This window comes from Longicatena sp. (genome assembly GCF_982403165.1).
In genome coordinates, this window is the sequence record NZ_CEVYEL010000015.1 from 26,283 (window position 1) to 43,153 (window position 16,871).

Genomic DNA, 16,871 nt, shown 5'->3' on the forward strand with positions numbered 1-16,871 from the left:
ATACAACATCATGCTTTTTTTCATTCTTCATGTTTTAGAAAACACTTTTCTAACGTCATGTAGGAATTTCAGGCATATTTTGTTATAATGAATATCATCAAAGAAGGTGGATGTATGGCAAATAAGAAAAGAGTGCAGCGAAGGAAAAAGAAAAAAGGAAAAAGTCCCATACGCTTTCTTTTCATTCTATTGACAGAGTTAGTTGTGTTACTTGGCATACTGCTGTATTTATACATCTATCATCCTGATAACCCGATATCCACTGCCTTACATAAAATGATAGATCCCATTCCTGAGGTGGTTTTGGATGCCGGACATGGTGGATATGATAGTGGCAGCGAATTTAATGGGGTTCTTGAAAAAGATGTAACGCTGGCATTAACAAAAGATATAGGGGCTGCCTTAGAAGCAAAAGGAATTCCTGTCTGTTATACAAGAGAGAGTGATGACGTTGCTTGGCCTGCAGATAATATAAAGGATCTAGATGCACGTGTTCAGATCGCAAACACAAGTGGGGCAAAACTATTTGTATCGATTCATACCAATGCCAGTGAAACCAAAACGGGTAGTGGCTTTGAAATATGGGGCGATTATAACGATAAAACGATTTTAAACTTCGCCAAGCATATCCAGACCAGTGTTAACACATTAGGTTATACAATGGATCGTGGGTTGAAGGATGTCGCTATTTCCCCTTTACAAGTTTTGTATAAGAATAAATTGCCAAGTGTCTTATTAGAGGCAGGATTTCTGGAAAGCGAGCGTGATCGAGCATATCTCTTGCAGGATGGCAGACGCAAAGCTTTTGCGAATAAGATTGCTGAGGGAATATATAAGACCTTACAAGATGAAAAGAAGAAACATTCATAATAGGTACATGAGAAGATATTCATAAGAACGAAAAAGAAGAACTAAGCCAAATACAATGCATCATAAAACCAAACGAGTGCGAACGCTATCATTTGACAAAAATTGCACTCTTTTTCTTATGCATTTACTGGCATAATCATGACAGATAAGGTAAAATGATACTATAGAAAAGGGAGAAGGTGCTGTATGAAGGATATCATTCATATCATCGGTCACAAGAATCCAGACACAGATTCCATTGTCGCATCCATTGCCTATGCAGAATTGAAACGGAAGATGGGAATGAATGCTATTGCTTGCCGCATTGGCGATCTGAATCCAGAGACGGATTTTGTTTTAAAGAAATTTCATGTGAATGAACCGGTGTATATACAAAATGCAAAAGTAAAGCTTTATGATGTACCTTTTGATGATCCATTGATCATACGAAAAGAATGTACGATCAAAGAGGCGTGGGAGCGTATAGCAGCCAATCGCACAAGTGCATTATATGTTGTGGATAAAGAACAGAAGCTGATTGGAGTTGTGTCCATGTCGGATATTTCCAATATTTTATTAAATGATAAGGGGCCTGGAAATAAAACGTTAATGCGCAATACACCAAGCGACAATATCGTAAAGGTGTTACAGGGAAAGTATGTATTTAAAAGTGAACGCTATCATCCCAATGGGGAAGTGCATATCCTAGGCAGTCGCAAAGACTGTTATGCGGACATTAGTTATAAAGATAGTATCGTCATCATGCGAGATGATTTGGCATTACAAAAACGTGTCATCCAAGATGGGGCAGCCTGTCTGATCTTAGTTGATGTGGATATTATTTCCCAGGGCATACAACGTTTAGCAAAGGAAAAACATACGACGATTATCAAAACTGATCTCAGTATGTTATGTACGGTTAGAAGAGTGTTTAAAGCACCTTGTGTAGGAATGATCATGAAACGGAAGATCATATGTTTTAACAATCATGCGTATATTGATGATGTTTACAATAAGATGTCGAAGAGTCGTTTCCGTTCTTATCCGGTCGTAAACAATCAAGGGGTGGTCTTAGGCTCCATCTCACGATATCACCTATTAAATTATCAGAAGAAAAAATTTATTTTGGTTGATCATAATGAGTTAAGCCAAAGTATCGATTATTTAAAAGAAGCTGAGGTATTGGAAGTTGTCGATCATCATCGCATCGGAGATGTAGAAACAACGACACCGATTCGTTTCCGTAATGAAATTATTGGCAGTACTTGCTCGATCATTGCGAAAATGTATCAGGAAGCACATATTGCACCGGAAAAAACAACGGCAGCTATTTTATGCTGTGCTATTATCTCTGATACAATGAATTTTAATTCACCAACGACAACACCCGCAGATAAAGAAATCGCCAAAGGACTTGCGGAATTAGCAGAAGTTGATCTTGATGCCCTAGCAAAGGAAATGTTTGGTGCCGTAGCAACCATTAAAGGAAGAACGATGTCAGAAATCTTATATAATGATTTCAAAGAATATAATATTGATGGTAAGCGTATCGCCATTGGTCAGATTAATATTGCGGATGAACAAGAAATCGTAGAAGTTCGCGAAGCCTTTTTAGAATACATGGAAACCATCAATGCAATCAATAAGTTTGATTTATTGATGATGTGTTTTACTTCTGCTGATGGCAGTGGCAGTAATCTCTTATTTATCGGTCCTTTAGCTGGTGTAGTAGATGAAGCATTTAAGGAAGATATCATGGATGATTTATATTTTGTGGATGGCGTAATCTCACGTAAAAAACAAATCATTCCGGCTCTTTCAAAACAGTTGGGGGAATTGTAAAGATTGTGTTAAATTGTGGTTTATGGTTTACTTTATGAACAAACAATGATAAAATCGTTAACAATAAGGGAGTAGTCAGTACCATATACGTGGTGCGGATCTGGTCAACAACCCCGAATAGAACCTATTCTGGTCAGATTCTTTATATGACAAGACTTATAAAAGGAATGCACTTTTTATGAGTCTTGTTTTTTATTGATAAAACGGTCAAGACTATAGAAGTGCTCATAAGAAAAGTGAGGTTTTTTAGATGAAACAGTTTTATCAGATGGAATGTGAAGAAACTCTGCAGCTGTTGGAAACAAAGCAAGCTGGCTTATCCCAAACAGAAGTTTTGCAACGTCAGGAACGCTATGGCAAAAATGTATTAGAGGAAGTTAAGGCAAAACCAATCTGGCAGATTTTTTTAGCACAATTTAAGGATCTGCTTGTTATCATTTTGATTGTGGCTGGTATTATCTCGATGATTAGCGGAGAAGTGGAAAGTACGATCGTTATATTATCTGTGATTACCTTAAATGCATTTTTGGGAACATATCAAAGTGTGAAAGCCCAAAAATCATTGGATGCATTAAAGCAGCTTTCTACACCTCATACACGCATTATGCGTGATGGTGAAACGATGGAGGTAAAAAGCAGTGAATTAACGGTTGGCGATATCATGTTGCTAGAGGCAGGCGATGTTGTTGGGGCAGATGCCAGAATCATTGAAAATTATTCATTGCAGGTGAATGAGAGTGCATTGACCGGTGAAGTGGAAAGTGTGGAAAAAAGCAGTGCGCCATTATATGGAGAATGTGCATTGGGCGATCAAAAAAACATGGTGTTTGCTAGCGGTCTTGTCACCTATGGACGAGCCAAATGCGTTGTCACAGCCATTGGCATGCAAACGGAAATCGGGAAAATTGCCACGTTGATGAATGCGACAAAAGAGCGAAAGACACCATTGCAGTTGACATTGGATGATTTCAGCCGCAAGCTCAGTATGGCAATCATCGCAATTTGTATCATTGTCTTTGGCTTAAATGTATGGCAAGGAAATCCTATCTTAGATGCTTTGATGTTTGCGGTAGCTTTAGCAGTTGCGGCAATTCCAGAGGCACTTGCCAGTATCGTAACGATCGTGCTTGCGATGGGAACATCCCAAATGGCAAAGGAACATGCCATCATTAAAAATATCAATTCTGTTGAAAGCTTAGGCTGTGTATCCGTCATTTGTTCCGATAAAACCGGTACGCTGACGCAAAATAAAATGACTGCACAACAAGTATATTGCAACAATACCTTACTAGCCGCTGCCAATATGGAAGAAGGACGTCCATTGGAGCGCATGATGATGCTAGGTTTTGCTTTATGCTGTGATGCACAGACAACGCCTTCCCAGCGCATTGGCGATCCTACAGAATTGGCATTGGTCGATCTATTAGAATTGCACCATATTGATGAGTTGACAACAAGAAGCAAATATCCAAGAATTGATGAGAATCCATTCGATTCCCAACGAAAACTGATGTCTACCTTACATGTTATTGATGGGAAAAAGACATTGCTGTTAAAAGGTGCTTGTGATGAAATCTTGCGAAAGACGACACATATCATGAAGGCAGATGGGATTCATGAAATCGATGAGAAAGAGCGTCAGGAAATCTTACAAAGAAATATGCAATTTGCCGATCAAGGGCTAAGAGTCTTAGGCTTTGCTTATCGAATCTTACCGGATAGCTATACTAAAATTACGTTAGCGGATGAGGAAGAACTCATTTTCCTTGGTCTGGTATCGTTAATGGATCCACCGCGTGAAGAAAGCAAAGCAGCTGTGGAACATTGTCTTCGCGCAGGCATTACACCGGTGATGATTACAGGCGATCATAAGGTGACTGCCCGTAGTATTGCCAAAGCATTGGGTATTTACCAGGATGGCGATGTATGTATTGATGGCAATGAATTAAATGCTATGAGTGAAGAAGAGCTTATGGAACGTTTAGAAAGCATCAAGGTTTATGCACGTGTGGCACCGGAACATAAGATACGTATCGTTCATGCATGGCAAAAGAAGGGGCATATCGCAGCGATGACAGGGGATGGCGTAAATGACGCACCGGCGTTAAAACAAGCAGATATTGGTATTGCCATGGGTATTACCGGTACGGAAGTCAGTAAAGATGCAGCCAGCATGATCTTAACAGATGATAACTTTGCGACGATTGTAAAAGCAGTAGCTACCGGAAGAAATATCTATGCCAATATTAAAAACAGCATCATTTATTTATTAAGCGGGAATTTATCCGGCATCATCTGTGTACTTGCGGCTTCTTTATTAGCATTACCACTACCTTTTTTACCAGTGCATCTGTTATTCATTAATCTTGTAACAGATTCCTTGCCAGCCATTGCCATCGGCATGGAACATTCAACTAAGGATATTTTAAAAGAGAAACCACGCAATCCTAAGGAAGGCATTTTAACCCCAGCCACTATGAAGCAATTAGGCATCCAAGGTATATTGATTGCCTTGGTAACCATGAGTGCTTATTTCATAGGATTAAAAAGCAGTTGGGAGATTGCTACGACGATGGCATTTTCGACCTTGTGTTTAGCTCGTTTATTTCATGGCTTTAACTGTCGCAGCAAACATTCCTTGTATCGTATCGGTCTTTTTTCAAACCTGTATACAATTGGAGCATTCATCATAGGTGTTCTATTCTTATCTTGTATCTTATTGATACCGGCATTGCATGGCTTATTCTCTGTAACTACTTTATCATGGGAACAGCTCTTGGTAATCGTAGGTTTGGCCATCACACCAACCATATTGATACAGGCATACAAAATGTTTCATCATTTATAATGTATGAAAGATGCTCTTTTAGGGGCATCTTTTTCATAATGTACAGAATGGGTGAAAGGATAAGAAAGTATCCCGTTTGTGTTTTTATGATAGAAATAATCAAATGCCAATATTTGTTGCTTGGTATTAATGTAATTTGACGTGCATGCTAGAGGAAGCACAGAAAGTATGCTAAGATACTTTTGTAAAAAAACTTTATTCGATGGATAAGTAAGGAGATATAGTATGAAAAAGATTGTGAAGATATCCCCCTTTTATGAGCCGCGTATGTGGGGAGGCGGCAAGCGTTTACGGGAGGAGTTTCATTACGAAACAACGATAGCGCCACTTGGAGAGGTGTACAATGTTGTCGCATTAAAGAACCACGCGGATTGTATGGTGGAAGAATTGCAGATGACCTTATCTCAGTTGTATGAACAAAAACCGGATTGGTTTCAATGTGAAACTGCTGAATTACCGATTCGAGTAAACATCTTGGATCCTATGGATAAACTTTCTGTCCAGATTCACCCTGACGATGCTTTTGCGAAACACTATAATGGCGGCCGTGGAAAACCAGAGGCTTGGGTCATCTTAGATACTACAGAAGATGGAGAAATCCAATTCGGTCATCATGCGAAAACCAAAGAAGAATTTATGCAAATGACAGAAGCAAATGATTTTGTGCATTTATTAAAATACTTAAAGGCAGTAAAGGATGGGTTTATTGATATTCCAAGCGGTACCTTACATGCCATTGGCAAAGGAGTCTTGACTTACAATATTTCACGCAATGCAGATTGTACCTTACGTTTATATGATTATGATCGCATTGATCCTGCAACCGGGAAAAAACGTGATATCCAACCAAAAGCGGTTTATGATAATGTGAATATACCTGACACCTCCACAACATTTGTCGTCTATCCAAGTGCCTATGAAAGAGGAATTCATGTGACACGCTATTGGGATGAACCCGGTCTATATACTCTGCTGCGCTTACAAGTGGAAGCACAAGGAAGCTTTAAACATGATCGTTTCGCCTTTTATACCTGTGTGAAAGGCGAAGGCAGCATTCAGGGCGTACCTATACGTCAAGGAGAAACCATGCTAGTGCCTCATGGTATGGGCATGTTAGAATTCAAAGGAGTGATGGATTTGTTTTTAGCAAGTTATCGCAATGAGAAGGATGAGGCATAGGCCTCGTTTTTCTTTACAATTACTAGCAAACTGCTTATAATAAGGAAGATTGGAGGGATTGGATGCCAAGAATTGGAAGACGTATCTTAAAATCCAGTCTTGCGGTGTTTTTATGCTTTGTCATTTATTTGCTGCGTGGGCAGGAAGGCATCGTGTTTTATTCCTGTATCGCTGCGGTATTATGCATTCAACAAGATGTTACAAATAGTAAACGTGTCGCTTTTAACCGTATCAAAGGAACTTTTTTAGGCGGTTTTATCGGCATGGCGGTATTATTATTTGAACAAAGCTTTATTTCTCAGGACTATATGCTGATTCAATATATCATCATTTCTGTAACGATTATCGTTGTCATCTATCTAAGCGTATTGTTAAATATGAAAAGTGCTTCTTATATTTCTTGTGTCGTATTTATGAGTATAACCGTATCCCATGCAATGGATGTAAATCCTTATCTATTTGCCATAAATCGTATGATTGATACATTAATCGGTATTTTCGTTGCATTATTCATTAACGGTGTGCATTTGCCTAACCATCATCATGATACCAGCTTATTTGTTGTTAGTTTAGAACATGGTTTATATAATGAAGAAGGACAACTCAGCGCATATACCAAAGTAAAAATGAAACAGTTGCTGGAACGACATGCCAATATTGCTATCATGAGTGAGCAAAGTCCGGTGGATGTTTTATCAGAACTCAAGGATATTCCCTTGCAGTTACCGTTAATTGCTATGAATGGTGCCTGTTGTTACGATATAAAAAAACAAGAGTATCAACATTGCCAGTACATAAATGAGGCAAGCATGAAACGTCTGTTGACCATCTTTCAAGACGCAAAGATCAATTGTTTTATTCATACGGTAATCCATCAGATCTTACATGTCTATTACCAAGATCTGCATCATGCCGTAGAAGAAGAGTATTATCATCGTATGCGAAAGACGCCTTATAAAAACTACATCTGTCAGGATGTGAAAGATATGAAAAATGCCTTGATGATATTGGTAATGGAAAAAAAGGAAAAGCTGTCACTTCTCTATGAGCAGCTGCTTGCCTTGCAAGATCCTTCCATTCGCATGATTTATAAGAATGATGAAGAACATCATGCATATGCCATTTTGGAAATATATAGTGCAACAGCATGTAAAGATCGTATAATCAGTGAAGTAATGCTGAAAAAAGCTTTTACTACACTATATGTTATTTCTGAAGAAGATTCTCGTCTTTTACAGATGTCTGATAAGCGCTTTGTAAAATCAAATACAGCTGTTCATTATGTCGAAGTTGATAAAAAGAAAGAAGATGGAGCTATCCGAATGGTCGAAAAATGTTATCGTAAACGACATTAAATTCATTAAAATAGGACATAAAAAAGGTTGAGAATTGCACATCTCAACCTACTTTTGTTTCTAAACGTTTCTTTTCATTGGTATACTTCTCATAAATATGCTTTAAGCCTTTAAACGTCAGATCACGGTCATAAATATCAATTTCATCCGTATTTTTATAGATAATCTTTCCTAAACCACCTGTCGCAATGACCTTCATATCCACACCCAGCTCTTTTTTAAACTGTTTGATGATATACTCACTTTGTCCGATATAACCATAAACCAAACCGGCCTGCATGCTGGTGGTAGTAGTTTTGTTTAAGATCGTCTTCGGTTTTTTAATTTCAATTTCTGGAAGCTTAGCAGCCTGTGTCCACATCGCCTGTGCGCTTGTTTCAATGCCTAAAGCAATGACACCAAATTCAAAATTGCCATTTGCATCGACATAATCATAGGTTGTAGCCGTGCCAAAGTCGACGACTAGACAAGGCCCTCCATATTCATAATAAGCACCGGCTGCATCAACGATACGATCAGCGCCAACCGCTTTAGGGTTTTCTGCCTTGACCGAAATGCCGGTACGGATGCCAGGACCAACAACGATCGGTTCTTTATGCATATACTTACGAATACCATTCAAGAAAGAATGCATGATCTTAGGTACGACGCTGGAAATGATAACATCCTTGATATCATCGGCACTGGCTTTGGAAGCAGAGAGGAAGTTTAAGATCATAAATCCATATTCATCACTGGTACGTTTCATTTTGGTAGTCAGACGATAATTGCCAATCAATTTATCATCTTTATAAATTCCAATAGTAATATTCGTATTACCGATATCAATAACAATTAACATGAGGCTTGTCCTTTCTGTTTTTGTTTTTCTAAAAGAATCTGCAGGATCTTTTTCCCTAATTCATACTTGCTCATTTTATCTAATGTTTCCATATGATCTTGATGAATCAGTGTTGCGACATTTGTATCACCGGCAAAACCGGCACCTTCCACACGAAGATTGTTCGCAACGATCATATCACAGTTCTTCTTTTTCAGCTTGATGGTCGCATTTTCGATGAGGTTTTGTGTTTCCATGGCAAAGCCGCATAGCACTTGATGAGCTTTTTTATGCTCGCCTACATAAGCAAGGATATCTTCGTTTTTTACGAAACGAACTTCCAAGACATCCCCAGCTTTTTTTATTTTATCCTGTGCGATGGCTTCGGGACGATAATCTCCGACAGCAGCAGCTTTAATGATGAAGTCCTGCGTTTCATATTCCTGCTTGACCGCTTGAAACATCTCGGCAGCTGAGGTGATGGAAATACGTTTCACACCTGCAGGAACAGCTAAGGAAGTAGGACCGCTGATCAAGGTGACCTCTGCTCCCATATCTTTTGCGGCACGAGCTATTTCATAGCCCATTTTGCCAGTGGAATGATTGGTTAAATAGCGTACCGGATCCAAAGCTTCCTGCGTTGGACCAGCCGTAACTAAAACATGTTTTCCTGTTAGTAATTGTTCTTCCATCAATAGCTGTTCTACACGTTCTTCAATGATGGTAATATCTTCTAATTTTCCTTTACCGATATCACCGCATGCCAGAAAACCGCTCGCTGGTTCAAAGATTTCATAGCCATAAGAACGACATAGGTCTAAGTTTTTCTGGGTGATAGGATTTTCATACATACCGGTATTCATTGCCGGGCAGATGACCTTCTTACAGCTGGCAGCCAGAAAGGTTGTCGTCAGCATATCATCGGCAATGCCATGTGCTATCTTCGCAATGACATTTGCCGTCGCCGGAACGATTACAAAGATATCTGCACGCTGTGCGATGGAAATATGTTTGACACTGCGATCGGCTACTTTTTCAAACGTAGACACCATCACATTGTGTTTTGTCAGAGATTCAAAAGTGAGAGGGGTAATAAATTCTGTTGCATTCTTTGTCATGATGACTTCTACATCATACCCCTTTTTAATGAAATTGCTTGTCAACTGGGCTGCCTTAAATGCCGCAATGCCGCCAGTGACCCCCAATACAATCGTTTTTTTCATAAACGCACCTCTTCAGGATGTAACTATTTATTTTCATTTAAGTCTTAATCATTATAACGCAAACCGGAAAACACCACAAGAATTACTAAATGAAAAATGAGAAAAAATTCACAAGCACTGATTTCAGGGAAAAGATTATGTTTTTCGTAAGAAAAGAAAGCGTTTCATAGCGGAATCCGTTATAATATAAGTAAAGGAAGTGGTACTATGAAGGCAGTTACCGTAGAGACAATGCGAAAGATGGATGAGACAGCAATTCACACTTATGGAATTCCATCAACCGTCTTAATGGAACATGCGGCGATGGCGGTATGTGGCTACTTTTTAGCACATATAGAAAAAAGCAAACATGTTTTGATCGTTTGTGGTCCAGGAAATAATGGCGGCGATGGTTTTGCGTTAGCGCGTTTATTGGTACAGGAAGGTTATACGCATGTACAATTACATTGTTGTGTGGATTATGGGCATATGTCTTTGGATGAGGCCGTTTTTGCTAAGGTAGCAAATAGTTATCAGATTCCATGCTCACATAGTGAGGAACGAAAGGATATCGAACAACTCATACAGGATGCGGATATTATTGTAGATGCTTTATTTGGAACAGGCTTATCAAGAACGATATCAGGTTTTTATGATCGCTTGATTCTTCAGATTAACTTGGCTGATAAAATGGTTATCAGTATCGATATCGCCAGTGGTATTCATGGAAATAGCGGACAAATTATGGGATGTGCAATACAAGCAGATATCACCTTGACGTTTGAAAGCTATAAATTGGGGCAAATTTTATATCCGGGCAGTGCCTATAGTGGAAAGATCATTCCTTTATCTATTCAGATGCCGAAAGCCATCGAGCAAATGGCAGAGGGACTGCTTGTCTTAGAAGACGATCTTGTAAAAACGTTATTGCCGCAGCGTTCTTCTCATTCGCATAAGGGTACTTATGGAAAAGCGTTAATGATTGGTGGCAGCAAGGAGATGCATGGTGCAGTCACCATGGCGGCAAAAGCTGCTTTGCGCAGTGGAATTGGAACACTTACTTTATTTGTACCGGATTGTATTACCTTATTATTGGCCAGTAAATTGGAAGAAAGTATGATCATTGGGGCAGCCAGTGAAGATGGTTTCTTTGCCCATGATGCTATTACTGCCTTAAAACGCATTCTATCGCAATATGATATGATCATCATAGGAAATGGCATGGGACGCAATGAAGCAGGCAAAGAGCTTGTAAGAACCGTGTTAGAAAGTGATCGCCCATGTATTTTAGATGGCGATGCTTTATATGAAACAGGGAAGATTACCGCGGCTTTGCAACGTCCATATCCGACAATCTTAACACCACATGTAAAAGAAATGAGCTATCTCAGTGGACATAGTATCAAAGATATTCAACAGGATCCTATCGCCGTATTAAAGGAATTTTTACGTAAATATCCTTTTTCGACGGTTGCTTTAAAGGATGCACATACAATCATTGCCAATAGCCAGCAGATGTATTTGAATCTTGCCGGTAATCATGCTTTAGCAAAAGGGGGCAGTGGTGATGTATTGTGTGGTATCTTAGCCGGTCTGTTTGGACAAAGCAAAGATGCTTTAACAAGTGCTGCCTGTGCTGTCTATGTACATGCCTTAACTGCTGATTTATTACTTCAGGATGAAGACGCAAACAGTATATTGCCAAATGATTTAATTGCTTCTTTGTCAGAAACCTATCAGATCTTACGAGAAGAAGAATAACATCGCAAATTTCTGCAGTCAGCATAAAACAGCGATCTTAGCAATATAAAAAAGCGGAAATGGGATATGAGCAACGATGCGCTCTTATTGCCATAACCGTCTTTTTTTATGTAAACTATGCAAGGATTTGTACAAGGTAACCAAGTGTATACTTTTAACGTGTTTTAGTTTTAGGAAATATCACATGGTTTTTATGGATGCGTAAGTAGCCTTCCTTTTGCATCTTTGATAATTCATTTGATAAAGCACTGCGATCAACGCTTAAATAATCAGCCAGCTGTTGGCGGTTAAAAGGAAGATAAAAATCATTGCTGTGTTGTCGAGTTGCCTCAAAGGATAGATAGGATTGTAAGCGCGCTCGTATTGTTTTAGCAGAGGTATGGAAAATTCTACGCGATAGATTAAGATTTTTTTGTGCTGTCAATGTTAACAGATTTTGAATTAAAGCAGGGTGAGTAGAAGCAGCCTTGATCATAGCGTGGGCATCCAGAAAATAAACCTCACTATCTTCACTGGCACTCACGGTTACCAACATTACTTCATCTGGCAGACAGGCATAAGTTTCCGCAAAAATGGTTTTTGGACCAATACTATCTAAGACACTGCGATTGCCCCATAAATCATAGGTTTCTATTTGGATACGGCCAGATACAACAATTCCCAGTTCGCGTATCCTTTCACCGGCATGGTAAATGATTGCTCCTTTTGAGAATTGCTCTTTATGCATGCGAAGACGTGGCAGCAATGTTTCTAATTCTTGTGGAGCAATGCCTTGAAACAATGCTGTTTCTAATAGGAAAGAAACCTTCATGTTTTCACCTTTTGTTGTTTTAACAACATACTTTCTATTTGTATTGTAGTATACTGCCATTGTGATGTCAATAAAGGAGGAATTTCGTATGTTGCGAAAAATTATACAGATAGAGGAAGAACGTTGTGATGGCTGTGGGTTATGTGCTCAAGCATGTCATGAGGGTGCCATCGGCATGGTGAATGGAAAGGCAAAATTATTGCGTGATGATTATTGTGATGGTTTGGGTGATTGTTTGCCGGTATGTCCGCAAGATGCCATTCATTTTGTGGAACGAGAAGCGGCAGCCTATGATGAAGTGGCTGTAAAAGAACATATGGCAAAACGCAAACAGCAAGCACAGGGTACTTGTGCTTGTCCAGGAAGTGCTTCTATACAACTATCTCAACCCAAACCATCAACAGAGCTTAGCGGACCTTCTTCACAGCTTCGTCAATGGCCGTTACAGATACAGCTAGTACCATTGCAAGCACCATATTATGATGGAGCAGAATTATTGATTGCGGCTGATTGTACGGCATATGCTTATGGTGACTTCCATAATAGGTTTATGCGTGGAAAAACCACCTTGATTGGTTGTCCTAAATTAGATGTGGTAGATTATAGCGAGAAATTAACGGAAATCATCAAACGCAATGATATCCGTAAAATTAGTGTTGTTCGTATGCAGGTGCCTTGTTGTAAAGGGTTAGAGCATGCAGTCACTAAGGCAATCGCAAATAGTGGGAAGATCGTGCCATGTGATGTGATGATTATTACAAGTGAAGGACAATTACTGTAATAAAGCATACCAGCATAGCAAAAGTATGCATCTTATGGCAAAAGAACTATCAGACACAGTATGAAAAACATAAGTAATACATAGATAAAAGAAAAGATTCTAGAGCAAATCAGTGATGGATACGCGGATAGAATCTTTTTCGTTATTATGAATTTGAAAATAGGTTTATTCAAAATAGAAAAGCTCTTCAAATTTTTTATCTAATGCGATACATAAGATCAAAGCCAGTTTCGCTGTGGGATTAAACTGACCGGTTTCAATGGAGCTGATCGTATTGCGTGAAACACCCACCAGTTCCGCCAATTGACTTTGTGATAGCTTCTTTTCACTACGTACATCTTTTATATGATTTCTTAATATCAGCTGTTCTTTCATATTGTCATCCTTTCTATACGATGCTTAAATACCATTCTTATTAAGATGGATCATAGAATGATTCTATAGACATAAATGGCTGTGAAAAGAAGTGTCAGCACGCTATAAACAAAGAAAACGATACCTTCATGGCATAGATGCAAAGCCGCGTATTTTACATAAAACAAGCCTGCCATCATAGCACAATATACGGCCCAGTTGCTAAAACTTAAACTTCCCATAAACAAAAGTTCTAGGATACTAATTATAAAGCAAGCTACAAAACCAGTATAAACAGCAATGTTACTTGCGTTACGTAAAATATAAAGCTCTCTTTCATCCTTACCTTGCTGCTCTATGCGGCTTTTGGCAAGTATTTCTTCTTTTTCCATTATTTTTCCACTGCTTTCCTATTTATCCATTTTTGAAAATATCTTGTCTAATAGGAGATTGTTTATCCTTTCCATATAAAGACGATTAAATTCAGTATAGCACATATGCCCCAGCATAGCATAGGATAGATATTTTTATGCACTTTATCCATACGATATTTATATACATAATGGGCAAATAGAAAAGCTGCATACATAGCTAATATGTCATCAATACGTTGCCCTTTAAGAAATAGCTTGAGAAAGACAAGGATAAAGAAAACAATTGCCATTCCAACAGCACCATACATGAAGCCTTGGGTAGTGATATAAATTTCACGTTCATCTTCTTTTTGATATTCCTGCCTACTCTTCATTAAAATTTCATCTTTATTCATAAGTGTTCCTCCATTTGCCAAGTTTACTTGGTAAATATAGTATATCATGCCAAGTTTTATTGTCAATGATTATTGCAAAGTTTTCTTGGCAATATACAAGTGTCATCGCGTTATGTTAATGAAATAGTACTTTGTCATAAAACATAAAAAGCCGCATTTTAGCGGCTTAGGCATAAAGCTGTATGATGTATTGTTGATACTTTTGATACAATTCTTCATTCAACAAGGCATCCAAATACATGCCTTCCTCTTGATCTTCACGCTCTAGGATACAGGCTTGTTTCATCAAGGCTGCATAAATAGCGGTTTGTTCATAAGGAAGCTGTAATTTTACATGGTGTTCTTGGGCGAAAAGCTGTTTGTTTAAGGCCGATAATAAAGCATCCATATTATTTTTTGCCTTGGCGCTGATATAGAGCTCATGTCCTTTGCTATGAGGATAAGGATACTCTGTTTTATCACATTTATTAAAAACTGTTAGCATAGGAAGATCTCCAGCGCCGATTTCCCGTAAGGTTTCCATGGTAACAGCCATATGCTTTGCTTTTTCTTCATCACTGGCATCTACAACCTGCAAGAGCATATCGGCGTATTTTACTTCTTCTAAAGTAGAGTGAAAGGCTTCAATTAATTCATGTGGCAGCCGATTGACAAAACCAACGGTATCACTTAAAAGAAAGCTATGTCCATGTGGCTGTGCAATACAGCGAATGGATGTATCCAATGTCGCAAATAGCATATCTTTTTCAACAACCTGTTTTTCTTCTTTATGTGCACTGCAGCGCAAGAGTTGATTCATGATCGTCGATTTACCGGCATTGGTGTAGCCGACTAAGGCTACTAAGGGTAAGCGGGAACGCTGTCTTGCTCTTCGTTGGGTATGACGCTGCGCTTCTACTTTTTTTAACTCTCGATCCACCTCATGAATGCGGGCTTTGATGCGTCTGCGATCGAGCTCCAATTGCTTCTCTCCGGCACCTTTATTCTTACCACTGGCACTTTGTCTGCCTAATTGGGTATTTGCCCCAATCAAACGTGGTAAGAGTTTTTTTAATTGGGCACTTTCTATCTGCAAACGAGCAACCGGAGTCACTGCACGTTTTTCAAAGATAGCAAGAATCAAATCGGTACGATCCAGTACCGGAATCTGAAATATTTCCTCAAGATTTCGTATCTGTAAAGGAGATAGCTCCTGATTAAAGATGATAGTATCTACTTTTGTTGAGGTCAGATACGTTTGAATTTCTAAACATTTTCCTTTACCGATAAAGGTACGAAAGTTGATAGCCTTTAGCGGCTGTTTAAAACATGTTACGATGTTCATATCACAAGCTTTGATAAGCTCGATGAATTCCTCATTTTCTTCTTGCGGTGTATCAATATCTGCAAATACAACGATAATATCTTCCATATACGTCCTCCAATACTCTATATTGTACTATGAAGGAAGGAATTATTCGAATGATAATTTTCTAAAATAAGATATTTTGTTCTATTAGAAAGGTTTTGATCATTCAAAAACAGTCTTATTCACAGATTAGAATACGTTTAATGGAAGATACCATGGATAAGCGAATGGCACAGAAACAACCAACGGCCATGCTAATGGAATCACTGATAACAAAAGGTGCAGCTCCAATGGCAATGATACTGGAAATATCTTTAGCACTTCCCATATAATAGTTAAAAATCAGATACATATAGCCACAACCTATCAGATAAATAAAGCATAACGCACATAAGCAAAGTGGATATAGCTGATAAAAATGTGTAAGCTCATATTTATGACGAAGAGCTGAAATCAGACAAGCCGCAAAAGGGAAAGATAATAGGAAACCAAAAGATGGCTGTAAGACATAACTGAGACCACCACCGCTGGCAAAAACAGGTAATCCAACAAATCCCATCAGAAAGTAAACACCATAAGAGGCTAAAATTTCTTTTGGACGTAAGAGAATACCGGCGATAATCACCATCATCGTTTGAAGGGTCAACGGTATGATTCCAGTGGGAATTGTAATACGAGAACCCAGTATATATAAGATCGTAAAAAAGGCACATAGTGTTAATTGTTTTGTTTTCATTTGTAAATCCTCCTGTTCACGAAAGAGAGTATACTGCGACTTATTTTGATTGTCAAACTTTTTTTTACTTTATTGATAATTTCATAAACTATATGAAAGAGAGAAGATATTACATATTTTTTATTTGGGAAAGGGAAAATGAAAGTGTAAAAGAAAAAGAAAACTTGAAGATGGTTCGTTGAAAAATGATATGAAATATTATGAATCATCGTACGC

Annotated in this window: 15 protein-coding genes; 7 read left to right on the top strand and 8 right to left on the bottom strand. The window is 38.5% G+C overall.

Features of this window, described 5'->3' with window-relative positions:
* Positions 1 to 114: 114 nt before the first annotated feature.
* The 5 genes from AC1VS3_RS05020 to AC1VS3_RS05040 all read left to right on the top strand — a co-directional run bounded on the left by AC1VS3_RS05020 (position 115) and on the right by AC1VS3_RS05040 (position 8,073).
* A complete protein-coding gene (locus AC1VS3_RS05020) occupies positions 115 to 870 on the top strand; it encodes an N-acetylmuramoyl-L-alanine amidase (protein WP_008687323.1) in 756 nt (251 codons plus the stop codon).
* A 186-nt stretch (positions 871 to 1,056) separates the two neighbouring features.
* On the top strand, positions 1,057 to 2,691 hold the full coding sequence (locus tag AC1VS3_RS05025; protein ID WP_008687325.1) for a putative manganese-dependent inorganic diphosphatase: 1,635 nt from the start codon (positions 1,057 to 1,059) through the stop codon (positions 2,689 to 2,691).
* Positions 2,692 to 2,941: 250 nt separating this feature from the next.
* Positions 2,942 to 5,539, top strand: a complete 2,598-nt coding sequence (locus AC1VS3_RS05030) for a cation-translocating P-type ATPase (RefSeq protein WP_008687327.1) — start codon at positions 2,942 to 2,944, stop codon at positions 5,537 to 5,539.
* 225 nt (positions 5,540 to 5,764) lie between these two features.
* Complete coding sequence (locus AC1VS3_RS05035) at positions 5,765 to 6,718, top strand: type I phosphomannose isomerase catalytic subunit (protein WP_008687329.1); 954 nt, start codon at positions 5,765 to 5,767, stop codon at positions 6,716 to 6,718.
* 62 nt (positions 6,719 to 6,780) lie between these two features.
* Positions 6,781 to 8,073: an HAD hydrolase family protein gene (locus AC1VS3_RS05040; RefSeq protein WP_008687330.1), complete on the top strand. Its 1,293-nt coding sequence runs from the start codon at positions 6,781 to 6,783 to the stop codon at positions 8,071 to 8,073.
* A gap of 43 nt (positions 8,074 to 8,116) precedes the next feature.
* Here the strand turns inward: AC1VS3_RS05040 and AC1VS3_RS05045 are convergent, their stop codons facing one another.
* Both AC1VS3_RS05045 and coaBC read right to left on the bottom strand, forming a co-directional pair.
* Positions 8,117 to 8,914: a type III pantothenate kinase gene (locus tag AC1VS3_RS05045; RefSeq protein ID WP_008687331.1), complete on the bottom strand. Its 798-nt coding sequence runs from the start codon at positions 8,912 to 8,914 to the stop codon at positions 8,117 to 8,119.
* The gene (gene coaBC / locus AC1VS3_RS05050) at positions 8,908 to 10,116 is read right to left on the bottom strand and encodes a bifunctional phosphopantothenoylcysteine decarboxylase/phosphopantothenate--cysteine ligase CoaBC (RefSeq protein WP_008687332.1); all 1,209 of its coding nucleotides are present in this window, start codon (positions 10,114 to 10,116) and stop codon (positions 8,908 to 8,910) included. The genes AC1VS3_RS05045 and coaBC overlap by 7 nt, the downstream gene beginning before the upstream one ends.
* Positions 10,117 to 10,323: 207 nt before the next feature.
* On the opposite strand from coaBC, the gene AC1VS3_RS05055 reads away from it, so the two are divergent.
* Positions 10,324 to 11,856: a bifunctional ADP-dependent NAD(P)H-hydrate dehydratase/NAD(P)H-hydrate epimerase gene (locus tag AC1VS3_RS05055; RefSeq protein WP_008687333.1), complete on the top strand. Its 1,533-nt coding sequence runs from the start codon at positions 10,324 to 10,326 to the stop codon at positions 11,854 to 11,856.
* A 154-nt stretch (positions 11,857 to 12,010) separates the two neighbouring features.
* Here AC1VS3_RS05055 and AC1VS3_RS05060 read toward each other — a convergent pair whose 3' ends face one another.
* Positions 12,011 to 12,667, bottom strand: a complete 657-nt coding sequence (locus tag AC1VS3_RS05060; RefSeq protein WP_008687334.1) for a Crp/Fnr family transcriptional regulator — start codon at positions 12,665 to 12,667, stop codon at positions 12,011 to 12,013.
* 88 nt (positions 12,668 to 12,755) lie between these two features.
* On the opposite strand from AC1VS3_RS05060, the gene AC1VS3_RS05065 reads away from it, so the two are divergent.
* Positions 12,756 to 13,448: an ATP-binding protein gene (locus tag AC1VS3_RS05065; RefSeq protein WP_008687336.1), complete on the top strand. Its 693-nt coding sequence runs from the start codon at positions 12,756 to 12,758 to the stop codon at positions 13,446 to 13,448.
* Positions 13,449 to 13,613: 165 nt separating this feature from the next.
* On the opposite strand, the gene AC1VS3_RS05070 is transcribed toward AC1VS3_RS05065, so the two are convergent.
* The 5 genes from AC1VS3_RS05070 to AC1VS3_RS05090 form a co-directional block, all read right to left on the bottom strand.
* Complete coding sequence (locus tag AC1VS3_RS05070) at positions 13,614 to 13,823, bottom strand: helix-turn-helix transcriptional regulator (RefSeq protein WP_008687337.1); 210 nt, start codon at positions 13,821 to 13,823, stop codon at positions 13,614 to 13,616.
* Positions 13,824 to 13,873: 50 nt separating this feature from the next.
* On the bottom strand, positions 13,874 to 14,194 hold the full coding sequence (locus AC1VS3_RS05075; protein WP_008687338.1) for a DUF6442 family protein: 321 nt from the start codon (positions 14,192 to 14,194) through the stop codon (positions 13,874 to 13,876).
* Between the two features lie 62 nt (positions 14,195 to 14,256).
* On the bottom strand, positions 14,257 to 14,571 hold the full coding sequence (locus AC1VS3_RS05080) for a DUF6442 family protein (protein WP_008687340.1): 315 nt from the start codon (positions 14,569 to 14,571) through the stop codon (positions 14,257 to 14,259).
* A gap of 166 nt (positions 14,572 to 14,737) precedes the next feature.
* On the bottom strand, positions 14,738 to 15,982 hold the full coding sequence (gene hflX, locus AC1VS3_RS05085; protein WP_008687342.1) for a GTPase HflX: 1,245 nt from the start codon (positions 15,980 to 15,982) through the stop codon (positions 14,738 to 14,740).
* 115 nt (positions 15,983 to 16,097) lie between these two features.
* Entirely contained in the window at positions 16,098 to 16,655 is a 558-nt protein-coding gene (locus AC1VS3_RS05090; RefSeq protein WP_008687344.1) for a biotin transporter BioY, read from the bottom strand.
* Positions 16,656 to 16,871: the final 216 nt, after the last annotated feature.

Bases quoted from the DNA above. Each gene is read 5' to 3' on its own strand.
- AC1VS3_RS05020 (WP_008687323.1), top strand. From the start codon at position 115: ATGGCAAATAAGAAAAGAGTGCAGCGAAGGAAAAAGAAAAAAGGAAAA.
- AC1VS3_RS05025 (WP_008687325.1), top strand. From the start codon at position 1,057: ATGAAGGATATCATTCATATCATCGGTCACAAGAATCCAGACACAGAT.
- AC1VS3_RS05030 (WP_008687327.1), top strand. From the start codon at position 2,942: ATGAAACAGTTTTATCAGATGGAATGTGAAGAAACTCTGCAGCTGTTG.
- AC1VS3_RS05035 (WP_008687329.1), top strand. From the start codon at position 5,765: ATGAAAAAGATTGTGAAGATATCCCCCTTTTATGAGCCGCGTATGTGG.
- AC1VS3_RS05040 (WP_008687330.1), top strand. From the start codon at position 6,781: ATGCCAAGAATTGGAAGACGTATCTTAAAATCCAGTCTTGCGGTGTTT.
- AC1VS3_RS05045 (WP_008687331.1), bottom strand. From the start codon at position 8,914: ATGTTAATTGTTATTGATATCGGTAATACGAATATTACTATTGGAATT.
- coaBC (WP_008687332.1), bottom strand. From the start codon at position 10,116: ATGAAAAAAACGATTGTATTGGGGGTCACTGGCGGCATTGCGGCATTT.
- AC1VS3_RS05055 (WP_008687333.1), top strand. From the start codon at position 10,324: ATGAAGGCAGTTACCGTAGAGACAATGCGAAAGATGGATGAGACAGCA.
- AC1VS3_RS05060 (WP_008687334.1), bottom strand. From the start codon at position 12,667: ATGAAGGTTTCTTTCCTATTAGAAACAGCATTGTTTCAAGGCATTGCT.
- AC1VS3_RS05065 (WP_008687336.1), top strand. From the start codon at position 12,756: ATGTTGCGAAAAATTATACAGATAGAGGAAGAACGTTGTGATGGCTGT.
- AC1VS3_RS05070 (WP_008687337.1), bottom strand. From the start codon at position 13,823: ATGAAAGAACAGCTGATATTAAGAAATCATATAAAAGATGTACGTAGT.
- AC1VS3_RS05075 (WP_008687338.1), bottom strand. From the start codon at position 14,194: ATGGAAAAAGAAGAAATACTTGCCAAAAGCCGCATAGAGCAGCAAGGT.
- AC1VS3_RS05080 (WP_008687340.1), bottom strand. From the start codon at position 14,571: ATGAATAAAGATGAAATTTTAATGAAGAGTAGGCAGGAATATCAAAAA.
- hflX (WP_008687342.1), bottom strand. From the start codon at position 15,982: ATGGAAGATATTATCGTTGTATTTGCAGATATTGATACACCGCAAGAA.
- AC1VS3_RS05090 (WP_008687344.1), bottom strand. From the start codon at position 16,655: ATGAAAACAAAACAATTAACACTATGTGCCTTTTTTACGATCTTATAT.